Origin of the sequence: Actinomadura violacea (genome assembly GCF_017573465.1) — a bacterium.
Lineage (GTDB): Bacteria > Actinomycetota > Actinomycetes > Streptosporangiales > Streptosporangiaceae > Spirillospora > Spirillospora violacea.
In genome coordinates this window covers 46,305-70,061 of the sequence record NZ_JAGEPF010000023.1, presented here as the reverse complement: position 1 = coordinate 70,061, position 23,757 = coordinate 46,305, and the positions used below count along the sequence as shown (strand labels likewise).

The following is a 23,757-nucleotide window of genomic DNA, read 5'->3' as shown; positions in this document are numbered from 1 at the left end:
CGGGGAGCGGAGAGCGCATGACGGATACGGTGGCACCCGACAGTGACGTTCCGGCTCACGGGCAGCTCGTCACGGTGCGCAATCGCGTGTGGGTCGCCGCCAACGTCGTGCCTGGGACGGTCAGCAGCGCCACCGACGGCGTGCTGACCGGCCGGACGCCCCATCTGGTGGAACTCGTCAGCATCGAGGACGACGCCCGCGACGAGCGTCTGGAGGTGGTCTGGGAGCTGGAGCCCGGTGCGGTGGCCCACGACCAGCACGCGCTTCCCCACCCGGGCAAGGGCTTCGACGACCCGCGCGAGCTCGACGCGTTCCTGGACGCGGTCCGCTGGGGCGCCATCGCCTCCGCCGACCGCACGGTGCTCCAGGCGCCGTTCCGCTCGGGCGTGCAGATCAAGGACTACCAACTCGACCCAGTCGTGCGGGCTCTGTCCATGCCCCGCACGAACCTGCTGATCGCCGATGACGTCGGGCTCGGCAAGACGATCGAGGCCGGGCTCGTGATGCAGGAGCTCATGCTGCGCCACCGGGCCCGGACGATGCTGATCGTCTGCCCCGCCGGCCTAACGCTGCAGTGGCAGGCGGAGATGCGCGACAAGTTCGGCCTCGACTTCGTCGTGCTGGATTCGGCGCTGCTGAAGCGGCTCCGCAGGTCCCGCGGCCTCTACGTCAACCCCTGGGAGCACTACCCGCGGATCATCGTCAGCATCGACTGGCTCAAGCGCGACCGTCCGAGGCGCCTGCTGCGCGACATGCTGCCCGAGGCTCCCAAGTATCCGCGGACGTTCGACATGCTGGTCGTCGACGAGGTCCACACGTGCGCGCCGACGACCCGGGGCCGATACGCGGTGGACTCCCGGCGGACCGAGGCGATCCGGCTGCTCGCGCCGCACTGCGAGCACCGGCTGTTCCTTTCCGCGACCCCGCACAACGGGTATCCGGAATCCTGGACGGCCCTCCTCGAACTCCTCGACGACCAGCGGTTCGCCCGCAACGTCCCGCCGAGCGAGGAGCAACTCGCCCAGATCATGGTCCGGCGGCTCAAGCGGGAACTGCCCAGGCGCTGGGACGGGTCACCGGAGTTCCCCGAGCGCGTTACGTCCTACTTGGAGACCGCCTACTCCGACGAGGAGCGCCAGGCGCACGCCAAGCTCGCGGCCTACGCGGCGAGCCGCCGGAAGGCCGCCTCGTCCGAGAGCGGCCGGACCGCCGCCGACTTCGTGACGATGCTGTTGAAGAAGCGCCTCTTCTCCTCTCCTAAGGCGTTTCACGAGACGGTCGGAACGCACCTGCGCACCATGGCCGAAAGGGAGCGCGCGGCCGACCGGCCGGACGAGCTGGAACAGGCCGCCGAGAAGGCGGGAGAGCGCGTCCTACGCCCCCTCATCGAGCGCCTTGAGGAGACGGCCGAGCAGGACGACACCTATACCGAGACCGAGGCCGAGGCGCTCGGCGCGGCCCGCCGCGTCATGGCGCCGCTCAGCGCCGACGACAAGCGGCTGCTCAAGGAGCTCCACACCTGGGCGGGCGACGCCATGGACCGGCAGGACGCCAAGTTCAAGGCGTTCCTGAAATGGCTGGAGCCGATCGTCCGCACGCCGGACGGCGGCTGGACCGACCAGCGCGTCATCGTGTTCACCGAGTACCTGGACACGCAGCGCTGGCTGCGCGACCGGCTGATCACCGCGGGCTTTCCGGCGGCGCGGATCGCGCAACTCTACGGCGGCCAGGACGTCAAGGAGCGCGAGCACGTCAAGAACGTCTTCCAGGAGGACCCGCGGATCAAGGGCGGCGAGATGCGCCTCCTCCTCGCCACCGACGCCGCCAGCGAGGGCATCAATCTGCAGAACCACTGCCATCGGCTGCTGCACTGGGAGATCCCCTGGAACCCGAACCGGCTGGAGCAGCGCAACGGCCGCATCGACCGGCACGGCCAGACCGCCGACCGGGTCGAGGTGTTCCACTTCGTCCCCGAGGGATGGGAGGGGACGCGGCCGCGCGAGGACGGCTCGCTGGAGGACGAGCTCCACTTCCTGTACGTGGCGGCCAAGAAGGTCGAGCAGATCCGCGAGGACTTGGGCAGTGCGGGCGACGTCATCGCCGTCCAGGTCGAGCAGAAGATGCTCGGCAGACAGGCGGACTGGCAGACGGCGGACGCCGAGATCTCCACGCGCAGCGGCCGAGCCGCCCTTAAGGTCAAACACGACCTGGCGAGGGACCTCCAGCGGCTCGCCGACACCCTGGCCGGGAGCCGCACCGAGCTGAACCTGTCTCCCGAGACCGTCGAACGGGTCGTGCGCACCGCCTTGCGGCTGGAGCACAACAAAGACCTGGTCCCGGCGCTGTCGCCGCCGGACTTCGCAGCGGCCTGCTTCCGGCTGCCCGCGCTGTCCGGCTCGTGGGCCGACGCGCGCAACGACGGCCTGCATCACCCGCTCACCGGTGAGGAGCGCGTGGTGACGTTCGACGGCGACGCGGTCGGCGGGCGCACCGACGTCGTCCTGCTGCATCTCGGCCATCGGCTCGTCCAGATGTGCCTGCGCCTGCTGCGCGCCGAACTGTGGTCCAGCGCGAACGACATCGCCCGGCGGACGCGGCTGAACCGGGTGACCGCCCGCGTCGTCCCCGGCGACCTCCTGCGGACGCCCGCCATCGCCGCGCACATGCGGGTGGTGGTGACCGGCGCCGAGGGGACCCGCCTGCATGAGGAGATCATCGTCGCCGGCGGGGTACTGGAAGGCGGCAGGCTCGTCCGGGTGAAGGCCGAAGACCTGGAGGCGTGGCTGGCCGCCGCGTCTGAAGAGCAGCCGCCCGCGCACGTGCTGGACCGGCTGACCGCCCTCTGGGACGAGGAGCTGGACCCGCGCCTCGCCCGCATCCTGGAGACCCGCGCCAACCAGCGCAAGGGACGGCTCGGCGCCGACCTCGACACCCGCTGCGACCAGGAGATCTCCGCCATGGAGCGGGTCCTGGCCGAGCTGGAGCAGTCGATCCGCGCCGCCCTCGACGACGAGGATCAGTGGGAGCAGCCAAGTCTGTTCGAGGTCGAGCAGCGGCAGCTGCGGGCCGACCGGGACGCCCTCCGCAGCCGGCTCGCGACGATTCCCGCCCAGCTCCAGAATGAGACCGACGCCCTCCGCCGCCGCTACGCCGAGCCAAAGGCGCGGTGGTTCCCCGCCGCGGTGACCTTCCTCGTGCCCGCTTCGATCGCCCACGGGAGCAACCAGTAATGCCGCCGCGCGGAAGAAGGCCGAAGGCCCCCTCCATCGCCCAGCAGCACGCCGCCTGGGTGCGGCTGCTGCCGACCGAAGGCCCGTTCATCGCCGTCCCCGTCCTCACGGCGGCTTTCGGGCAGGGACTGGACACCGTTCCCGGACCGGTGATGGACCGCCTCCGGATCGCGTGGAAGGAGGTCCAGGATGCACCGGACCTCCTCAACGCGGCCTGGTGCGACTTCATCCTCCGGGAGGTCCTGCGCCTCACCGGCGGGGTCATCGCCGAGGGCGCGGCCCTGCCGGGCGCGCTGCGCGCGGCGCCCGGAGACCAGCGGGCCCGGCCGGACGGCGTCCTGTACGGCCCCGACGGCAAGGGCGGCCGGGCCGAGCGCATGCTGCTGTACCGGCGACCGTGGACGGAGGCGCTCGACAGGCCCGGACGCGCCATCGGAACACCGATCGAGCACGCGGCCGATCTGTGCCGACGCCGAGGGACGCCCCTCGCCCTGCTGACGAACGGCCGGTCGTGGGTCCTCGTCCACGCGCGCCCCAACGAGCCGACGACGGTCGCGCATTTCGACGCCGACCTGTGGCTGGAGGAGACGGACCTCCTGCGGGCTTTCGTGACGCTGCTGTCGGCGCAGCGGGTCCTCGCGCCTGCCACGGGCCCCGACGGCGGCCACTCCACCAGCCTCGCGGCCCTGTTCGCCCGCAGCGCCGAGGCGCAGGCCGAGATCACCACCACGCTCGGCGGCCAGGTGCGGGACGCGGTGGAGCTGCTCGTCGCCGAGATGGGGCAGCTCGACCGGGCCGTCGGAGGCCGCCTGCTCGCGGACGTGGAGCCGCGCGACGCCTACCGCAGCGCCCTCGTCGTCATGATGCGGCTGGTCTTCCTCCTGTACGCCGAGGAGGCCCGGCTGATGCCGGTCGGCACCCGCCTGTACGACCTGTCGTACTCGGTCAGCAAGCTGTTCGACCAGTTGGAGGACGACCGCTCCCGCCACGGCGAGGGAGTCGGCGACCGCAGGGCGGCCGCGTGGCCCCGCCTGATCGCCACCTTCCGCGCAGTGCACGGCGGCTCGCAGCACGACGCCATGCGCATCCCCCCGTACGGCGGACGGCTCTTCGACCCGGAACGCTTCCCCTGGCTGGAGCACCTCCCCGTCTCGGACCTGGTGGTGCACGCCGTCCTCGAAGCGCTGTTGTTCCTGAAGAAGCGCGGCGAGCGCCTGTCGTACAAGGGCCTCGGCGTCGAGCAGATCGGCCACGTCTACGAGGGCCTGCTGGAGTTCTCCTGCACCATCATCGACGAGCCGTATGTGCGGCTCATAGGCAAGCAGGAGGCGAAAGTCCCGCTGTCGGCGCTGGAAGCCGCGGCCGACGGCGAAGAGTCTTTCAAGGAATGGCTGACCGAGCAGGGCGGCGCGACGGCGTCCCAGCTCACCAAGGCCTTTTCCGCCGAGCCCGCCCAGGCCGACATCGACAGGCTCGACGCGGCTTGCGACAACGACCACGACCTCGCGGCCCGCGCACGCCGCTTCTGGGGGCTGTACGAGAAGGACCTGCGCGGCCGTCCGGCGGTGTTCCCCGCCGGTTCGCTCATCATCAGCCGGGTCGGCGACCGCCGCGCGACCGGCACCCACTACACGCCCCGCGAGCTCGCCGACGAGGTCGTCGAGCACGCCCTCGCCCCGCTCTGCTTCTCCCCCGGCCCCGCCCAGGGCGCCGAGCCCGCCGCCTGGCGCGCCAAGTCGGCGGACGAACTCCTCGACCTGAAGGTGCTCGACCCCGCGATGGGCTCGGGCGCGTTCCTGGTGTCCGCGTGCCGCTACCTCGCCGAACGGGTCATGGACGCCTGGGATCGCGACGGCCTGCCCGACGACGTCCGCACGGCGGTCGGCCCCGGCCACGACCGCGAGGACCTCGTCCTGGAGGCCCGCCGCCGCGTCGCCGCCCGCTGCATCTACGGCGTGGACCGCGACGAGATGGCGGTCGAGCTGGCGAAGCTGTCGATGTGGCTGGTGACCCTTGCCAAGGATAAGCCGTTCTCGTTCCTGGACCACGCCCTGCGCACCGGCGACTCCCTCGTCGGCCTGACGTCGATCGACCAGCTCCTCGCCTTCCACCTCGATCCGCAGGAGGGCTATCGGGTCAACACTCGGCTCACCAACACGCTCACCGACACCACCCAGGTGATCGTGAAGCAGGTCGAGCGCCTGCGCCGGGAGATCGAGGCCGAGCCCGTCCGCGACGCCGTCCACGGCGAGGAACTGGCGAGGAAACTCGCCCTGGCCGACCGCCTGGTGGACGACCTCCGCTTCGCCGCCGACGCCGTCGTGGCCGCCGCCCTCACCGCCGCGCTCGACAAGAAGCAGAACCGCAGGCCCCACTGGGAGAAGTCGGACGAGGACGAGGACCACTACGGGCGGCGCCTCGCTCGCCTCGCCGAGGACGTCGAGACGGCCCTCGCCGGCGTCGCCGCCGCCCTGCGCTCCCTCGAAGACGAGAACCTCGACCCGACCGAATACGCCGCGCGCCTCGACGGCCTCCTGCACGGCTGGGCCGGAAGCGCCGACCTCGTAGCCCTCCAGGAAGAATCCGAACGCGCCGCCGAAGAGGTCCGCGAACTCATCACCCCGATGCTCAAGGGCCCCCGCAAGGACCCCATCCGCCCCCTGCACTGGCCCCTGGAATTCCCCGAGGTCATGGGCCGCGGCGGCTTCAACGCCGTAGTCGGCAACCCACCTTTCATCGGCGGCCAGAAGCTAACTGGAAATATCGGCGATGACGTCCGCGAGTACCTGGTCAACTGGATCGCTCGAGGCCAACGCGGCAGCGCGGATCTCTGCTCCTACTTCCTTCTGCGCGATCTAAGCCTTGCGCCCCTGGGAAGAGTGGGGATCATTGCAACCAAGTCGATTGCAGAGGGTCCAACGCGCGAGGTCGGCCTCGATCAGGCATACAAATCAGAATGGGACATATTTCGAGCCGTCAAATCAAGGGCGTGGCCAGGGTCCGCTACCCTCGAAATATCCATTCTTTGGCAAGGACATCTACAATCGATCGAACCACGCTTCCTTGACGGAGCACTCGTATCCAGAATTACCTCATCCCTAGAGGAACAAACTCGAGTGCCCGGAGCGCCCTACAACCTAAAAAGCAACAAAGATAAAGCCTTTCAGGGGTCAACAGTAAGCACTAACTTCATAGTCACCGACGAAGAGGTTGCCGAACTGGAGCAAGCGGAGCCGGAGTGCAGGCGGGTGATTTTCGGCTACCTTGACGCCAAGGACATCACCGAATCAAGAGACCTACATCCCAGCCGCCAGGTCATTAATTTCTTGGACTGGCCCATTGCTGAAGCTCGCAAATACCCCAACACCCTGGAACTTCTCGCGAGCAAAATAGGCCATGATTCGACATCTAACGACGCCAAAGCATGGTGGATTTACGAACGCCGCCGCCCAGAACTGTACAAGAAACTCGAAGGCAAGGAAACGTGCCTTGCAATTTCTCGCCACAGCAAGCATGGCATCGTTTGTCGAGTCGAGACCGGTCCCGTAATGGGAGGGGCGCTCGTCATATTTCCTGACGACTCGCCGGCAGACCTCGCGATCCTGTCAAGCAACATTCATTTCTACTGGTGGACAGTGAAAGGCCAGTCCACCTTAAGAGTCGATTTGAGATACACCCCTTCAAGGGGGTTCGGCACGCTACCTCTCCCAATCATCTTTGATCGAATCGGTCAGGCAGGAGCCTCGCTAGATCAACACAGACGTACTCTACTGAAGGACTCGACTACGAACTACGAGGGATTCACCGACATCTACAACTCTTTTCACGATGAATCTGCAGTCGATAGATCCATAATCCGGCTACGAGATATTCACGTGGAGGTCGATGAGGCAGTTCGGGAGGCTTATGCGCTTGATGAGGAGCGGGAGCCTGCGATCCGGGAGTTCGAGGAGCGGATCGCGTCTGCGCCGCTGCCCTCGTGGCGGGAGATCGATCTTGGGCATGGGTTCCACGAGACCCGGCAGGGTGTGCGGTTCACAATCAGCCCGCAGGCGCAACTTGATGTGCTCGACAAGCTCTTGGCGTTGAACCACTACAGGTACGAGCAGGAGCGGAAAGAGGAGCTGCACGCTCCGAAGAAGCGAACTCCGAAGCGTGCGCCGTCCTCAAAGCCCAAGCCCGCGTCACAGGCGCCGATTGACGATGGGCTCTTCGCGCCGCCCGACGCGTTGTTCTGACGTCCCGCCGAGCACCGTCAGCGCGAAGGGCGATGGGGGTTCGTGCGTTTCTTCAGCGCTATGGCGACCCATGGAGCGAGCAGGAAGTGAATCGCCTCGGCGGCTCTTTGCGGGTCAGTGCACGGGCCGAAGAGCACGCCCGTCGAGGACTTGAACCACGGGACCTGCTTCGCGGATGGCACGTTCGCATCCCGGACGAGCATGACGCTCTCTCCTATGTACGGTACCCGAGGGTCGATGACTCGGAGGAACTTGGGCGAGATGTCGAACTGAGGGAGCGTCATCCATCCCCGGTCTTCGAGGATCAGAGCGAGTTCACTCAGGCATGTCTCCGTCGCCACCGGAGTCGGAAGCGGAACCCAGTAAGACGGGTTCGGCGCGGGCGCTGACTGCGTTTGGTCATTGTGCGCCAGCCGCGTCCATAGACGGCGTTGGCGCCGGCGTCGCGTCATGGCCTGCGGAGGTGCGTCGCGGCCGCCCGGCCACGCTCGCGGACGAGCGCCTCGCGCAGCTCCGTGGCCGTATCCGCGAAGACGGTGGGGTCAACGCCCGCCGCCGGATCGTGCAACGTCGCCACCCAGCCGCCGAGTCGCCCGTCCCAGCGGGTCGACCGCCAGATCCGGTGACCGGTGAAGTCCGCGCGGAGCTGGCTCAGCGCTTGATCGTCATTGTGAGCTTTTGTGTTCATTTCGGATGGCCTCGCATCGGTGTCTTGCTGTATGCCGTGACCAACCTTGTGCAGCGAGTTACCATCGCGCTACGTACCGATGCCACCCCATCCGCCCCCCACCTGAGCCGGTCCTCCCACCACCGATCCTCAGGTCACCCTCGGAAGGGTCGTCCTCATGTCCGCAGACACCGGTGACTTCACGCGGGATCCGCTGATCAGGGCCTACGCCGCCCTGCTGCGCTCCTACCGGGAATCGATGTCCCTGTCACGAGCCAAGTTCGCCGAGGCGCTCGGCTGCTCGCCGGGATGGATCGAGAAGCTGGAGAACTGCGAGAAGCCGCCGTCCGAGGCGACGTCCGACGACCTCGACACCTTCTTCAAGCTCCCCGCCCGCACCTTCCACACGATGTGGGCCGAGATCAAGAGGGAAGGCAAGCAATCCGTCGGCCCGCCCGGCTTCCAGGAGTACGTACGTCGCGAAGCGAAGGCGTCAATGCTAACCCTCTTCGCGGCTATGGTCCTGGACGGTCTCTTCCAAACTCCGGAATACGCCCGCGAAGTTCTTCGAGTAGGACGCAGTGCCGAGGAGGCCGAGGAGCTGCTCGTGACACGCCTCGCCCGCCAGGAGATCTTCCAGCGTCCGGGGCTGGCACAGATTTCCATCGTTATCGACGAGGGCATTTTACATCGCCCGACTGGCGGCCGTGCCGTCATGAAAGAGCAGCTCGAGCATCTGATCGCCCGTGCCGAGGATCCACGGGTAACCTTGCAGATCGTTCCAATTAGCAAGGGCGCCTATCAAGGGAACATGGGGGCCTTCAACATGCTCGGCTTCGAGCATGCCCCAGACGTCGTCTATGTGGAAGGACACACCTCCGGGCAGCTCCTGGAAGACCCTCGTGAAGTCCGCGGACACACGCTAGCCTTCAACTTGATCAGGGGAGCTGCTCTGTCCGCAGACCAGTCCCTGGAACTGCTGCACGAAATGGTGGAGAGCTATGGGCAAGGCGAGCGAGACGGTTCTGATGTGGCGCACTAGCAGCTATAGCGGCAGCAGCGGAGGCGCGTGTGTCGAGGTGGGGGCGATATGGCGGAAGAGCAGTCACAGCAGCGGCACCGGCGGTGAGTGCATCGAGGTAGCGGTGTTGAGTCCATCGATCGCCGTTCGCGACTCCAAGGACCCTGATGGCCCGATGCTGTCCTTCGATGCCGCTGCGTGGGCGTCCTTCACCAGCGTGATCAAGGCGGGGTTGCACGACCTGGGTTGAGCCGGTTGCCGGTGACCGTGCTTTTCACCGTCGATGACGGCGGGGTGTCAGTGGGCGGCGCTACTGTGGCGCCGTGAGCGACGACACGGTGCTGCGGGTGCCCCGGCCCGCCGAGATCCGCGACGAGTTGCTGGGCCTCGTGCTGAAGGATCTGCACGGGCCGCTCGCCGGGGAGCATGAGGAGTTCGCGGAGCGGCCCACCGACCGCTACATCCTCGGACGGCTCGCGCCCGACGGCGAGGTGATAGAGCCCGACGAGCAGGACGAGAACGCCGACGGGTCCGGCGGCGACCACGGCGAGGACGACCAGGACCGCAACGCCCCGAACATGGTCAGCCTGGCCCCGTCGTCGCTCGGCTGCACCATCTACGTGTCCGGCGATGTCCAGGAACTCATGGTGGACGCGGACTGGGCCTACCACGAACGCGTCTACCCCGAGGACGAGGAGGCCACGGGGCCGGTGTGGCGCCGTGTGCCCGAGCGCGGGTCCGCGCACCTGAAACTCCGGGAAGGGATCCTCGCGCCGGAACAGCTCAACGCCGACCATCCGGAGGTCGTGGTGAGCGGCCGGGCACGGCTGCTCGACGGCAAGTGGCTCGTGTCGGTGTTCCTCATCAACGGCAAGCCGAAGCCGTCCCACCTCGCCGAGTCCGCGTGGATGTTCCAGGTCCGCATGAGCGTGACGGCCCCCGGCGGCGCGGCGGTGTTCCTGCCCCGGCCCGCGATCATCAGCGGCGGCGACAAGGCCGACAAGGCCGAACAGAAACGCCTGATGATGGCCTACCGGTTCACGCCCGAGTTCGCCGTCGGCCACGGCACCGGTGTGCACGTCACGCCGTCGCCGGACGACCCGATGCGCGCGGTCCGGATCGAGACGGTGGCCGTCCCGGACCACGAGCTGCCCGCCACCGGCGTCCCGGACGTGCGGACCGACCCGGACCTGCCCGAGCTCGCCGACCTCGTACTGGACATGCGCGACCTCGCCGGCCTCGCGACCGGCCCCGCAGAGGGCCTCCGCGACGCGCTGATGCCGCTGGTCACCGGATACCGCAACTGGATCGACCGGCAGCGTGCCGGTATCGCCGATCCCGCGCGGCACCTGTCCGGCTACACCTCGGAGGTCGACGAGACGCTCCGCAAGGCGTCCCGCGCCGCCGACCGCATCGAGGCGGGCATCGGGCTGCTGGACGACCCGGCGGTCCGCCGGGCCTTCGCGTTCGCCAACCGGGCGATGCATCTCCAGCGGGTGCACACGATGGCCGCCGACATCCGGACCAAGAACCCCGACCGGGCGTTGGACGACGCGATCGCCGCCGTCGATGTGGCGAAGAACCGCAGCTGGCGTCCCTTCCAGCTGGCGTTCGTCCTGCTGAACCTGCCGTCGCTGGCCGACCCCGCGCACGACGAGCGGGCCGACGGCCACACGGCACTGGCGGATCTGCTGTGGTTCCCCACCGGTGGCGGCAAGACGGAGGCGTATCTCGGGCTGACCGCGTTCACGCTGGCAATCCGTCGGCTCCAGGAGCCGCTGGGCGGTCTCGACCCGCGCGCAGGCGTCGCGGTCCTCATGCGGTACACGCTGCGGCTGCTGACCATCCAGCAGTTCCAGCGGGCCACCGCGCTGATCTGCGCCTGCGAGAAGCTCCGCCGCGACGACGAGGCGGCGTGGGGCGGTGAGCCGTTCCGGATCGGCTTGTGGGTCGGCGCTCGGGTGACGCCGAACCGCACCGACCAGGCCGCCGAATGGCTGAAGCAGCACAAGGGCAACAGGAAGCGCCCGGTGGTGCGCCAGGGCTCCCCGCATCAGCTCACGAGCTGCCCGTGGTGCGGCAGCCGGATCGAGCCCGGGCAGGACGTCCACGTCGACATGGTGCGGCGGCGCACAACCGTCGTCTGCCCGGACGTGTTCTGCCCCTTCGGGGCGTCCGCGGGCCCGGACGGGATCCCGATCGTGGTGGTCGACGAGGAGATCTACCGGCTGCTGCCGAGCCTGGTCATCGGGACCGTCGACAAGTTCGCACAGCTGGCCTGGAAGGGCGAGACCGTCACCCTGTTCGGCCGCGTCGCCCAGCGGTGCGAACGGCACGGCTACGTCACCGAGGACCTCCGGAACGCCGACTGGGAGCTGTCCGGGACGACCGCCCCGCATCCGGCGAAGGGCGACGCGCCCGCCGCGCGGATCGTCTCGGCGGGGCGCCTGCGCCCGCCCGATCTGATCATCCAGGACGAGCTGCACCTGATCTCGGGGCCGCTCGGTTCGATGGTCGGCCTGTACGAGACCGCGGTCGACAAGCTCGCGACGTGGGAACGAGGCGAGGGGCGCCAGGTCAGGCCGAAGGTCATCGCGTCCACGGCGACGATCCGCCGGGCCGAGAAGCAGATCGGCGCCCTGTTCGACCGGCGCACCGAGCTGTTCCCGCCGCCGGGGGTCGACATCGGCGACGGCTTCTTCGCCCGGCAGCGTCCCACGACCCCCGGTGCGCCCGGGTACGCGCCGGGCCGGCGGTACGTCGGCGTCTGCGCGCACGGCACCCGGTTGAAGTCCACGCTCATCCGCGTCTACGTCTCGGTGCTGGGCGCCGCGCAGGCCCTCCACCTCAAGTACGGCGAGAACGAGGTCACCGACCCCTACATGACGCTCGTCGGCTACTTCAACAGCCTCCGCGACCTGGCGGGGATGCGGCGGCTGGTCGAGGACGACGTGTCCACCCGTCTGATGCGGGCCGACGAGCGCGGCCTGGCCAGGCGCCACGACCCGCTCCCCCAGGAGCTGACCTCGCGGCTGTCGTCCCAGCAGATCCCCGAGGTGCTCGACCATCTCCAGGTCCCGTTCCGCGGGAACCGGGCGAAAGGCGAGCGGCGCCCCATCGACGTGCTGCTGGCCACCAACATGATCGCGGTCGGGGTGGACGTGTCCCGGCTCGGCGTGATGGCGGTGGCGAACCAGCCGAAGTCGACCGCCGAGTACATCCAGGCGACGAGCCGCGTCGGGCGGGCCGCGCCCGGCCTGGTCTTCACCGTCTTCAACTGGGCCCGCCCCCGGGACCTGTCCCACTATGAGGCGTTCGAGCACTTCCACCAGACGATCTACCAGCACGTGGAGGCGCTGTCGGTCACGCCGTTCGCCGAGCGGGCCGTCGACCGCGGGCTGACCGGCGTCCTCATGTCCCTGGTCCGCGACCTGGAACTGCACTACAACGGCAACCTGAAGGCCGCGGCGTTCGACCGCAACAACAGCCTCGCCGACCACGTGGCCCGATCGGTGCGGCGCCGCGCCACCGACGTCACCGGCGACAACGGGGTCGGGCGGAGCGTCGAGCACCTCCTCGACGCGCGCCTCGACCAGTGGCACAGGGAACGCCTCGTCCCCGGCCGCAGGCTCGCCTACGACAAGCCGCTCGGCGCGGGAGACGACGTCGCGGGGCTGCTCCGCCGCCCCGAAGAGGGCAAATGGAAGCCGATGACGTGCCCCACCTCGCTGCGCGACGTGGAGCCCGGCATCAGGCTGCTGCTGCTCCCCGAGGACGACGGGCTCTCGATCGTCGATGAGCCGCCGCACGTCCCGGTGGAGGTCGACGACGATGACGAGGAGGTGGCGACGCCATGACGGTCCAGCCGCTACGGGTCGGCGAACTGCGGCCCAACCAGCTCCTGCACACCTTCGGGGTCGGCGCGGTCGCCGACCTGCCGAACCTGTCGGTCGTCATCGGCGGCCTCGACGACTGGGACCTGGCCAAGTCGCAGCCGGTGCGCGAGGACCGGCTGCTCGCCGCCGTGCGCAGGGAGCTGGGCGACCAGGTGGAGGCGCTGCGCACCCCGCCGCACATCCCGGAGACCAGCGACCCGTTCGCCGAGTGGAGCCGTGTCGGCGTCCCCGTCCGCCTCTTCCCGCGCTGGCTGCGCTGCTCGGCCTGTAACAGGCTCGCCCCGGTGGAGAGCGGGCTGTTCAAACTGCAGCCGCACGCCTACTCGCCGGAGCGGATCAGATACATCCATGAGTGCCGCGGGCGCGGCGGTAACCGGCCCGTCGTGGTGCCGGCGCGGTTCGTCCTGGCCTGCGAGCGCGGCCACCTCGACGACTTCCCGTGGATGTTCTGGGTGCATGGCGGCGCCGTCCCCGAAGGCGGCGAGCACACCCTCAAGCTCCAGGAACGCGGCACGACCGGCGAGGCCGCGAACGTGTACGTGACCTGCTCGTGCCGGAAGGACAACCCCGGCGGCCGGTCCATGGCACCGGCTCTCGGCCCGGACGCGTGGCGCAGGCTCCCGGCCTGCCGGGGACGCGACCCCCACCTGGCGTCGTTCAGCGAGTGCGGGGAACGGACCCGCACCCTCGGTCTCGGCGCGACCAACTCCTGGTTCGCGATGCAGCTGCAGGCGTTCACGCTCCCCCGCGCGGACGACGAGCTCGCCCAGAAGGTCATCGAGAACTGGGGTGACCTCAGCCTCCTGGTGCCGCTCCCCGACGAGAGCGCCAGAGGGCTGCTCCCCAAGCTAAATTGCTGGCAGGACCTCGAGTCCTTCGGCGTCGACAAGGTCCTACAGGCCGTCCGCAGGCGGGCGGCCGAAGCCGACGACGACGAACCCGCCGACGAACGCGATCTCGACACCCCCGAATGGGAGGCGCTGACCCGGCCCGACCCGGTGGACCTTCCCGACTTCACCATTCGCAAGGAACGGGCGCCGCAGGCGACCCGGTCCTGGCTGAACGAGGTGGTCCTCGCCCCCCGGCTGCGGCGGGTGTCCGCGCTCTATGGCTTCACCCGCATCGACGCGCCGGAATGGGACGTCCAAGCGACCGACACGAGCCGGCGCGTCCGGCTGTCCCGGGAAGCCCCGACCTGGGTGCCCTGCGCCGAGACGCGCGGTGAGGGCATTCTCCTGCGCTTCCACGAGGGCAGGATCGCCGCGTGGGAGCAGCGGCCGGAAGTCCTGGACCGGCAGAGCATCCTGCGGCTCGGGCATGAACGCTGGCGCGCGCAACGGAAGATGTCACCGGGCGACTGGCCCGGTATGCGCTACGTCCTGCTGCACACCTTCGCGCATGTGCTCATCCGGCAGTTCGCGCTGGAATGCGGCTACAACGCCTCGGGCATCGCCGAACGAATCTATGCCCGCTCCGGTGACCGCCCCATGGCCGGCATCCTGCTCTACACCGCGGCGCCCGACAGTGAAGGGACGTTCGGCGGCCTCGTCTCGCTGGGCCGCCGCGACCGGCTCGGCGACCTCATCGGCCAAGCGCTCGACGCGGCCCGGCTGTGCAGTTCCGATCCGCTCTGCGCGCAGCACGACCCGCGCCCCCACGGCCGCTTGTTCGGCGCGGCCTGTCATGCGTGCCTCTTCGCGGCCGAGACGTCATGCGAGCACGGCAACCACTACCTCGACCGCGCGCTGCTCGTCGACACGGTGACCGACGCGGACATCGGCTTCCTCGCCCGGTGACCCCGGAGCTGGCCCACGTCATCGCCAGGCTGGCCGAAGAACTGCCGGCGGGGCACATCGAGGCGTGGGCACGGGTCCTGCACGGTTACCGGGCGCCCGGCGACGACCTCGAGGTACGGCTCATCGAGGCCGGTTCAGGAGACGCGGTCGGTGCGCGGGCCGCGCGGCTCGCGCAGGCGTGGCGCGAATCCTCGCCGCAGCCCGCGGGCGAGGCGCTCGCCCTGGCGCTGGAGACGGGAGCCGTCATGCACGCCCGGCATGCGGAGAAGCAGACCGACGTCGTCGTGAGCGGGCCCCTCGGCGACCGTCCAGCGGTCAGGCACACCGGCGCCGTCGTCACCGAGATCATCAGGGGAAGCAGATCGGTCCTGCTCGTCGTGAGCTTCGCCGCCTTCGGCGTGAGCGAGGTCGTCCGTGAACTCCGGGACGCCGCAGGGCGTGGCGTGCGCATCGACTTGGTGCTGGAGAGTCCCCGCCAGGAAGGTGGAACGCTCAGGGGCACCGGCGCGGCGACGGCCTTCGCCGCGCTGCGAGACTCGGCCACCTTCTGGACCTGGCCGTCCCGCCACCGCCCGGCCGTCGGCGCGTCGCACGCCGCACTGCACGCCAAGCTCGTCGCGGCGGACGACCGGGTCGCCTTCCTCGGCAGCGCCAACCTCACCGACCGCGCGCTCGGCGACAACATCGAGCTGGGCGTGGTGGTGCGGGACCCGGCAGCGGTGCGCCGCATGGTCGGACACTTCCGCGGCCTTATGCGTCCAGGCCACGGCCCTCTGGAGCCCGTTCCGCACTAGTCGGTAGAGGTGATGGAGAAGTCGCGGACGAACGTGAACTCGGTGCGTCTGCCCGTACGGGCCAGGGTTCCGATGATCCTGACCGGGCGGCCGTCCCGGCTCGCCTGCAGGGCCTGGTTGAAATCCTCCGGCGGCAGCGGCACCCTGACCAGCCGCCGCTGACGGTCCTCGCTCGCGGTGTTGGTGCCGCGCACGATGATCCAGCCGTCGTCGGTCGGCCGTACCCGCTGCAGGCGCCAGACCGTCCCGACGACCACCGCGTCACGGTCGACCCGATCCGTCGCTCCGAGATCTTCACCGGCCTGGGCGAGAACCGAGGCCATGGCCGCGTCGAAGCGGACCGGCGGAGTCGCGATGCCGGTCGGAGTTCGCAGCGCCCAAGCGAACCGCATCTCGAACGGATGATCCTGTTCGGCGCCGCCGAACCGGCCCAGCGCCCTGCAGAGCTGCGCGGAGATTCCTTCGCCGACCCTGTCAGCGAACGGATCGAGCTCGGAGGTCTCCAGGGCTTCGGTCGACGCCGCATGGGCCGCTTGAATCGCGCTGTACAGCCGCAGCATGACCCGACGCCCCAGAGGCTGGGCGACGCTGAACAGCGCGCCGTCCTCCTCTTCCAGCGGAACCTCGATCGAAATGATGTAGCTGCCCGCTTCCGCGGGCCCCAGCCTCGCCTTCTTCGGGAACTCTTCCACCTGGGCGAGCTTGCGCCGCGGTAGGCGGATGGCGGGTTCGCTCAATACCGCATAAGCGCCGGCTATGAGCAGTTCCCTGACGCCCTCGTAAGCCGCCGCCCCATCCGCCACCGAAATGCTGCCCGACGGAGCCGGCGGCTGGGTCCGGAGGTGGTTGCGGTCGACGTTGACCGTCGTCAGATCTCGAAGTATCTGCCCGCGCGACCGGCCCTCGGCCTCGGTGAGCACCTGGAGGAGGTTGATCATGCGGAGTTCATAGTCACGGGCGTCCCGGTCCTGCGGGACCACCACCTCGAAATCGCGTTCGCCCTCACTGACCGCCCAGAGACGCGAGGACCCGATCCGGTCGTAGGCCGCCCAGCCGTTGTTCGAGAGGTAGGCCCGCACATCGTCCGGCGGGAGGGCGCCGAGCGTCTCGCGCAGATCCCCGACCGTCATGAGGCCTCCAGCGACGCGACCGGCTTGATCATGAGTTCCAACAGCGAGTCGGCGGTGACCAGGTTCTTCTTCGGGACCTCGACGTCGACCTTCTGGTCCCGGGGAACCTCCCATGCGGGCTGGACACCGCTGAAGGAGGCCCAGTAGCAGGCCTGATAGACCCTGAGGCACTGGTCATCGGCCTGAGTGTAGGCCCGTACATCCGCCGGCACCACGACCAGGAACAGGAACCTGGGGATGTCGAAAGCCCCGGCCAGCTGATTGAAATGCCTGGCCTTCATCGAGTAGTCCCAGGTGTCCCCCGTGCCGGCCGGATCGCGCCACGACTTGACCTGCACGTCTATCTGTGGCAGGTACTCCGTTCCCCTCGCCCCCGGATACTTGAAGGAGAAATCCACGCCGTCATAGTCGGGGTCAGGTTGCGAAATAAGAAGTCCAGAGGCAGCGGCAACCGTTCGAACGAAGGCTTCACCGAACTTCCCCTGGTGGTTGTTATGGTCGAGTGCCAGCGCTGACCTCCCGGAGCCTCATCGGTCCCCCGACCGGACTACTCGCCATTCAAGCACTATCACTACGATACGTACCGGCAACCACTGAATAGCCACTTTGGCCCCAGCTGGCCGTTCGCGCTACCCCCAGGCGCTCCATCCGGCGAACACGATCAGACGGCCTCCTCGCCCTCGGGCGGGTTCGCGGAGTCCCGGGAGAACAGGCGCTCCCGCTCGGCGGCGATCACCTCACGGGTGAGTTCGGCCTCGGAGACGTCGAACGCCTCGGGCGCGCTGTCCGCGGTCTCGCTGACGCGGGCGAAGTCCTCGAACAGCTCTCGCTTGCGGGCCAGGATTTCCGTAACCCGCAGGTCGACGCCCTCCTCGGAGAGGAGCCGGTGGACCTGTACGGATTCGAGCTGTCCCATGCGGTGGGCGCGCGCGATGGCCTGCCATTCGGTGGTCGGCTTGAGCTGGGGCTCGCAGATGACGACCACCGAGGCCGCCTGGATGTTCAGACCGACGCCGCCGGCCACGATCTGGGCGACCAGCACGGCACCATCCCCGGCGGCGGAGAACTGGTCGACGATGGCCTGCCTCGCCGCGGCGGGTACCGAGCCGGTAAGGGGCCCGAACACGTGACGAGGCAACGCCCGGACCACGTGATCGAGCACGTCACGGAAGTGCGAGAAGACGATCACCCGGCGCCCGTTGTCCTCAGCCTCCTCGACGATCTCGACGAGTCGCTGCATCTTCTCGGAATTCGAGCCCTGCAGCATCGCGGCCTGTCTCATCGCCATGAACTTTCCGGCTGCCACGGCGGTCCGATAGGCAAGGAAGTCCTCGCGCGACAGCGGAAGCCACTCCTCAACCTCGACGAGTTCCGGCAGCTCCGTCAGCACGTCCTCCTGGTTGCGCCGCAGGTACGCGGGCGCCACCTGTCTGCGGAAGCGTCCAGGCGCGAGCTCGTCGGCGTCCACGATCAGGTCCGGGCGCAGATAGCTCACGAGGTTGCGGAACTCATCGATGCGGTTCTCCAACGGCGTTCCGGTGAGCAGGATCGTCCGGTCCGCGGCGTCCAGGACCCGCCTCGTCCGGCGGGTTCGGAGCGCGGTCGGATTCTTGATGTAGTGGGCCTCGTCCACGACGGCGCAGCCCAGATCCTTCACCGCACGTATCTGATCCTCGAACCAGCCCAGCGTCTCGAACGTTGTGACGGCGACTCCGCCGTTGCGGACCCAGTTGCGTGCCGCAGCCTCGCGTCCCGGACCGTGCACGCGGTGAGGACGGAGGGAGGACTTGGAGGAGATCTCGCGGACCCAGTTGGTCACCACGGCCGCCGGGCAGACCACCACCGAGTGGTGATCACCGTTGGCGCGCAGATGAGCGAGGACGGCCAGGGCCTCGACGATCTTACCCAACCCCATCTCGTCGCCGATGATCACCTTGCGCTGCACGAGCGCGAAGCGCGCGCCGAAGCTCTGGTAGCCGCGCAGCGATGCCGACAGGTACTCGGTGTCGAGCTGGAGCCGCCGAACCGCTTCAACGATTTCGTCGGGGAGGTCACCGTGGGTCTTCTGCTCGTCTTCGGTCAGGAAACCCAGCTCGGAGAGCATGGCGAAGTAGTCGGCGGGCCGGCTGAGGAAGTCGTCCCAGGGGTCGCCGGAGGCAGCCTCCCCGCTCGCGCCGTCGATGGCCCGGGCACGGCGGCGGACCACCTCGACCGCTTCCCTGAACTCCGGGACCTGCGTGTCTACGGCGAACACGACGAGGTGGCTCACGTCCCGGTGGAGGACATACGCGAGCGGCGCCAGCTCTTGGGCGAGCGTCAAGTCGGTCGTGGCGCCTTTCGTCTTGCGCATCGCGTCCCATGCCCGGAGGCATCGGAGCAGTTCGGTGGTCTCGGCGGTGCGCTTCTTGATATCGATGCGGACCGGCATCTCGTCGTAGGTCATCTGCCACAGCGTGTGGGCAGCGCCGCGCATCCGGGTGGCCGTCGTCGCGCCGATTCCCGGCAAGTATTCGAGCCGGGCCCCATAGTCGAGAACGGCCTGGACCGTGGTGATGCCCGCATCGGTCAGGGGACCGATACGGAGCCGGTCCCGAGTGGCTTCCTTGAGCCGCTCCACCGGCATTTCGACGAGCATACGCCGGACCTCAGAGTTCCGCACGGCCTGACCGGCGGACAGGGCGGCGGCACGGTAACGGACCTCGTCCTGGAGCGCCTTCTCTATCGTCCTGATCGCGGCCGGAAGGTCCGCGACGACCGCACTGGAGATGACCTCCGCCGCTCGTCCCAGATCGGCGACCCGCGCCCCGAAGCCGACCCAGTCGCTGAGGACATCGGAGACACCGACCTCGAACATCCTGTCGTCGTGGCTATTCAGGCGGTGCAGAAGCTGTGGTAGTCCGGACGAAACTCCCCACTCGCGAAAATCGGCGACGAACCGCGCTGCGGCCTGACCGGCGTCGCGCCTTGCGCGGCCGGCGAAGAAGCGCCGAGCGCCGATCGCCGACCTGGCGTCGTGCAGAGATCTGGCGACCTGCGTGGTCAGATGCCTCAGCGTACGGTCCTCGGCGGGGGCGATGGACGGTAGGTGCGCATGCCTCGCGACCCGCCCCAGGAGCCGGCCGTCTCCGGGGCTCAGCGGCAGCGCGCCCCAGTCGACCGTGCCGTCTCGCCGGAGAGCGACGACGGCACGACGCAGTGAATCGACGGCCTCGTCGGCCGCCCTCGCGACCTCGTCACGGTGCGCCAGCGCAGAATGGGCCTGATGGACCCAGCCGGTGACATCGGCGGTGATGCTGCGTAACTGTTGTTGTTCGTATCGTTCCATGGGCCTGACGGTCGGTCGGAGTTGCTGCAAAGATTAACCCGGAGCACCGACATGGGGGTCAGGAACCGACACGTCGGTTCCGAAAAGAAGATAGGTGCGCTGCGGATCAGGAGGTCGTCAGTGCTGCTCGAGGGACTCAAGCCCGGCCTGCGCATCGAGGGACTCATCCCCGCAGAGGTGCTCACGGTCATTGCCGTGCAGTGGCATGGTGCCCACGCGCTTGAATTGACCTACAAGACGACGGCGGGCTCTCTCGGGCAGCAAGTGGTCTTCCGTAAGGACGAAGGCAAGCTTCGCATCGCGCAGTCCGGCAGCCGGGCTTTCGACGCCGCGGCCTCAGAGTTCAAACTGGCGGCAGAGGCCCAGCGCATCACGTTGGCGGGCCTCTTCGACCCGATGATCGCGGTCGCCACCAGTGACGTGAGGCCGCTGCCGCACCAGATCCAGGCGGTATACGGCGAACTGCTGCCGCGCACACCGCTGCGGTTTCTTCTCGCCGACGACCCCGGCGCCGGAAAGACGATCATGGCCGGGCTCTACGTCAAGGAACTGATCTTGCGCGACGACGTGGAACGATGCCTGATCGTCGCGCCGGGCGGGCTGGTCGAGCAGTGGCAGGACGAGCTGTTCTTCAAGTTCGGCGTCCGGTTCGACCTGCTGACCAACCAGCTTATCGACGCCAACGCCAACTTCAACGTCTTCGAGACCTATCCGCTGCTGATCGCGCGGATGGACCAACTCTCCCGCAACGAGCGCCTCCAGACCCAACTCCGAGAAACTGAGTGGGACCTGGTGATCGTGGACGAGGCACACCGCATGGGCGCCCACTATTTCGGAGGCAAGCTGGAGAAGACCAAGCGGTTCCAGCTCGGCGAGTCCCTCGGTGAAGTCACCCGCCACCTGCTGCTCATGACCGCGACCCCGCACTCGGGCAAGGAAGAGGACTTCCAGCTCTTCCTCACCTTGCTGGACAGGGACAGGTTCGAAGGCAGGAGCAAGGTCACCGCGGACACCAGCGGGATCATGCGCCGAATGATCAAGGAGGACCTGCTCACCCTAGAAGGAAGAAGGCTCTTCCCTGAGCGGATCGCCGAGACCGTCCCCTACGAGCTGACCAGGTTGGAATACGAACTCTACGAGCAGGTCACCAACTACGTCCGCGAGGGCATGAACCGAGCCGAGCGGATCGGCGGCAAACGAAGGAACACCGTTGGTTTCGCGCTCACGGTACTCCAGCGACGCCTCGCCTCCAGTCCCGAGGCCATCTACAAGAGCCTCGTACGCAGAACGAGACGGCTGGAACGCAAGAAGCAAGAGATCCTCAATGGCACCTACAGGGAAACCGAGCCGACGCTCGACCTGGAAGGCTTGGATGCCGACGACTTCAGTGCCGAGGAGATCGAGCAGGTCGAGGACGAACTTCTCGACGCCGCCACCGTCGCGCAGACGGTCGATGAACTCAACACCGAGCTGCTCGAACTCGCCGAGCTGACCAAGGTCGCCGGGCAGGTCCGCGATCTCGGCACCGATCGCAAATGGAGCGAACTGTCCGCGATCCTTCGGGACAACGCGCTGACCACGGACGCCAACGGCAGGCCCCGAAAACTCATCGTCTTCACCGAGCACCGTGACACCCTCGACTACCTGAGGGTGCGAATCGGTTCGCTGATCGGCCGCCCCGATGCCGTCAAGACCATCCACGGCGGCGTACGCCGGAGCGAGCGCCGTCAGATCACCGACGATTTCACGAACAACCCCGACTGCCAGGTCCTCGTCGCCACCGATGCCGCCGGCGAAGGGCTGAACCTCCAGGCTGCCCACCTGATGGTCAATTACGATCTGCCTTGGAATCCCAACCGCATCGAGCAGCGTTTCGGACGCATCCACCGCATCGGCCAGCAAGAGGTCTGCCGCCTGTGGAACCTTGTCGCCTCCAACACGCGCGAAGGCGAGGTCTTCACCCGGCTCCTGCTCAAGATCGAGGAGCAGCGCAAGGCGTACGGCGGCAAGGTCTTCGACGTCCTCGGCGAAGCCTTCACCGGCATCCCGCTTCGCACCCTCCTCATGGACGCCATCCAGTACGGCGAGCGCCCCGATGTGAAGGCCAGGATGCACAGGGTCATCGATCAATCGGTCGGCGACGGACTCAAGGAGTTGCTCGACGAACGGGCACTGGCATCCCAGCGCTTCACCGAGGCCGACCTCGCCGCGCTGCACGCCGTCATGAACGACGCCCATGCCCGCGGGCTCCGGCCTCACGACATCGAAACGGTCTTCAAGACGGCGTTCACCCGGCTCGGAGGTCGTATCGTCCAACGCGAACGGGGGCACTACGAGATCACCACCGTGCCCGCGCACATCCGAGCCGGAAAGCATGGCCCGATCGCCGCCCGCTATGGCAGGGTCACCTTCGACCTTTCCCTTGTGCCATCCGACGATCCTGCGCACGCGGAACTACTCGCCCCCGGGCACCCCCTCCACGACGCGGTCATGGACGAAACCCTCAGGCGGTTCGGCGGCGCCCTCAACGCCGGCACCATCCTGGTCTCCCCGACACTGACACAACCGCACCTTCTCGTCGGCGCCATCGAGGAGGTGGCCGACGCCACCGGCGCATCCATCGCCCGGCGCTTCGGCTATGCCTACGTCGACAGCCTCGGCACTGTCACACCCGCCGAGCCGGCGCCGCACCTCACCCATGCCGCAGCCCCCGATTCTCCGGAGGTGAACGCGGCGAAGGCACTGCCGTGGCTGGCGGACGCCGAAGACAAAGCCACGAGCTGGATCATCTCGCACCGGTTGCCCGGCTACCTCGCCGAGGTCCGGTCTCGACGGTCGACGGAACTCGCCAGGACCCGCGAACTCGTCATCAACCGACTCGCAGGCGAACGCGACCGGCTCATGTTCGATGCCACCGCCGCGAGCAAGAAGGAACTTCTCGGCGAAAAGCCCAAGGAATCATCCGATAGTCTTCGCCGCAAGGCTGTTGAACTCGACCACCGGCTTCGCAAACGCCTGGAGTTGATCGACCAGCAGGCACTGATGTCCGCCAAGCCACCGCTGATCTCGACCGCGGCCCTCGTTCTGCCCGCGGCACGAGGGTGATGAGTACCCGCGCCACGACGTCGAGCGGTGGCCCAATGCACAGCGGCGCCCCTCCTCCAAACTCTTCCAAGCGATCACCACATGGCCGAGAACTCCCGCACCTTGGCCGGACGGTCGCGACCTCGGTGCTGCTGCGGTTCCGCCTGTCGGCGAGTTCCTCGAGCCTCCACTTCGCCTGCCACGCAGGCCACTCTCTCGATCGAAAAGACCGATCGAGACGGAGCGCTGACCATGAACTTCCTGGCAATCGCCCTGGGATGGGCCGTCCGGACCACCAAGACAGAACTCGTCGGCCCCCACTGGCCCCCACAACGCGGCCGCAGCATACATCGAAGACTTCCGCAACCGAACCCGACATCATTCTACGTCTGGATGGAAGGCACCAGAATAGCCTGAACAGCACCACCAGCCCCGAGCCACCGACTCGTCATGCGCGTGACCGGAAGATTCGAGGAACGCGCAAAGTCCGCGCCATCGGGACGTGAACTCAGCTACGCTTGGCGATTGAACGAACGAAGACATCGTGCTCGGCCGAAGTCCTCAGCAAGGAACGAC

The 23,757-nt window shown here is 68.1% G+C and carries 11 protein-coding genes; 8 read left to right on the top strand and 3 right to left on the bottom strand.

Features of this window, described 5'->3' with window-relative positions:
• The first annotated feature begins 17 nt into the window (after window positions 1-17).
• From drmD to drmC, 7 genes are all read left to right on the top strand, one after another.
• The gene (gene drmD, locus J4709_RS34470; protein WP_208247181.1) at window positions 18-3,230 is read left to right on the top strand and encodes a DISARM system SNF2-like helicase DrmD; all 3,213 of its coding nucleotides are present in this window, start codon (window positions 18-20) and stop codon (window positions 3,228-3,230) included.
• A 59-nt stretch (window positions 3,231-3,289) separates the two neighbouring features.
• On the top strand, window positions 3,290-7,468 hold the full coding sequence (locus tag J4709_RS34465) for an Eco57I restriction-modification methylase domain-containing protein (protein ID WP_307801795.1): 4,179 nt from the start codon (window positions 3,290-3,292) through the stop codon (window positions 7,466-7,468).
• An 845-nt stretch (window positions 7,469-8,313) separates the two neighbouring features.
• Entirely contained in the window at window positions 8,314-9,177 is an 864-nt protein-coding gene (locus tag J4709_RS34460; protein ID WP_208247177.1) for a helix-turn-helix domain-containing protein, read from the top strand.
• Entirely contained in the window at window positions 9,137-9,406 is a 270-nt protein-coding gene (locus J4709_RS34455; RefSeq protein ID WP_208247175.1) for a DUF397 domain-containing protein, read from the top strand. Before J4709_RS34460 ends, J4709_RS34455 begins: the two co-directional genes overlap by 41 nt.
• 73 nt (window positions 9,407-9,479) lie before the next feature.
• The gene (drmA, locus tag J4709_RS34450; RefSeq protein ID WP_208247173.1) at window positions 9,480-13,013 is read left to right on the top strand and encodes a DISARM system helicase DrmA; all 3,534 of its coding nucleotides are present in this window, start codon (window positions 9,480-9,482) and stop codon (window positions 13,011-13,013) included.
• A complete protein-coding gene (gene drmB / locus J4709_RS34445) occupies window positions 13,010-14,848 on the top strand; it encodes an MrfA Zn-binding domain-containing protein (RefSeq protein WP_208247171.1) in 1,839 nt (612 codons plus the stop codon). Before drmA ends, drmB begins: the two co-directional genes overlap by 4 nt.
• Entirely contained in the window at window positions 14,845-15,642 is a 798-nt protein-coding gene (drmC, locus tag J4709_RS34440) for a DISARM system phospholipase D-like protein DrmC (RefSeq protein WP_208247169.1), read from the top strand. The genes drmB and drmC overlap by 4 nt, the downstream gene beginning before the upstream one ends.
• On the opposite strand, the gene J4709_RS34435 is transcribed toward drmC, so the two are convergent.
• From J4709_RS34435 to J4709_RS34425, 3 genes are all read right to left on the bottom strand, one after another.
• Window positions 15,639-16,772, bottom strand: coding sequence for a hypothetical protein (locus J4709_RS34435; protein ID WP_208247167.1), 1,134 nt, complete (start codon window positions 16,770-16,772; stop codon window positions 15,639-15,641). The two genes, drmC and J4709_RS34435, sit on opposite strands and share 4 nt — an antisense overlap.
• Window positions 16,769-17,281 (bottom strand): DUF4365 domain-containing protein, encoded by a 513-nt coding sequence (locus J4709_RS34430; RefSeq protein WP_208247427.1) that lies wholly within the window; start codon window positions 17,279-17,281, stop codon window positions 16,769-16,771. The genes J4709_RS34435 and J4709_RS34430 overlap by 4 nt, the downstream gene beginning before the upstream one ends.
• A gap of 152 nt (window positions 17,282-17,433) precedes the next feature.
• Entirely contained in the window at window positions 17,434-20,097 is a 2,664-nt protein-coding gene (locus tag J4709_RS34425) for a DEAD/DEAH box helicase (protein ID WP_208247165.1), read from the bottom strand.
• Window positions 20,098-20,217: 120 nt separating this feature from the next.
• Between J4709_RS34425 and J4709_RS34420 the strand changes: the two genes are divergently transcribed.
• A complete protein-coding gene (locus J4709_RS34420; protein ID WP_208247163.1) occupies window positions 20,218-23,202 on the top strand; it encodes a DEAD/DEAH box helicase in 2,985 nt (994 codons plus the stop codon).
• Window positions 23,203-23,757 lie beyond the last annotated feature (555 nt).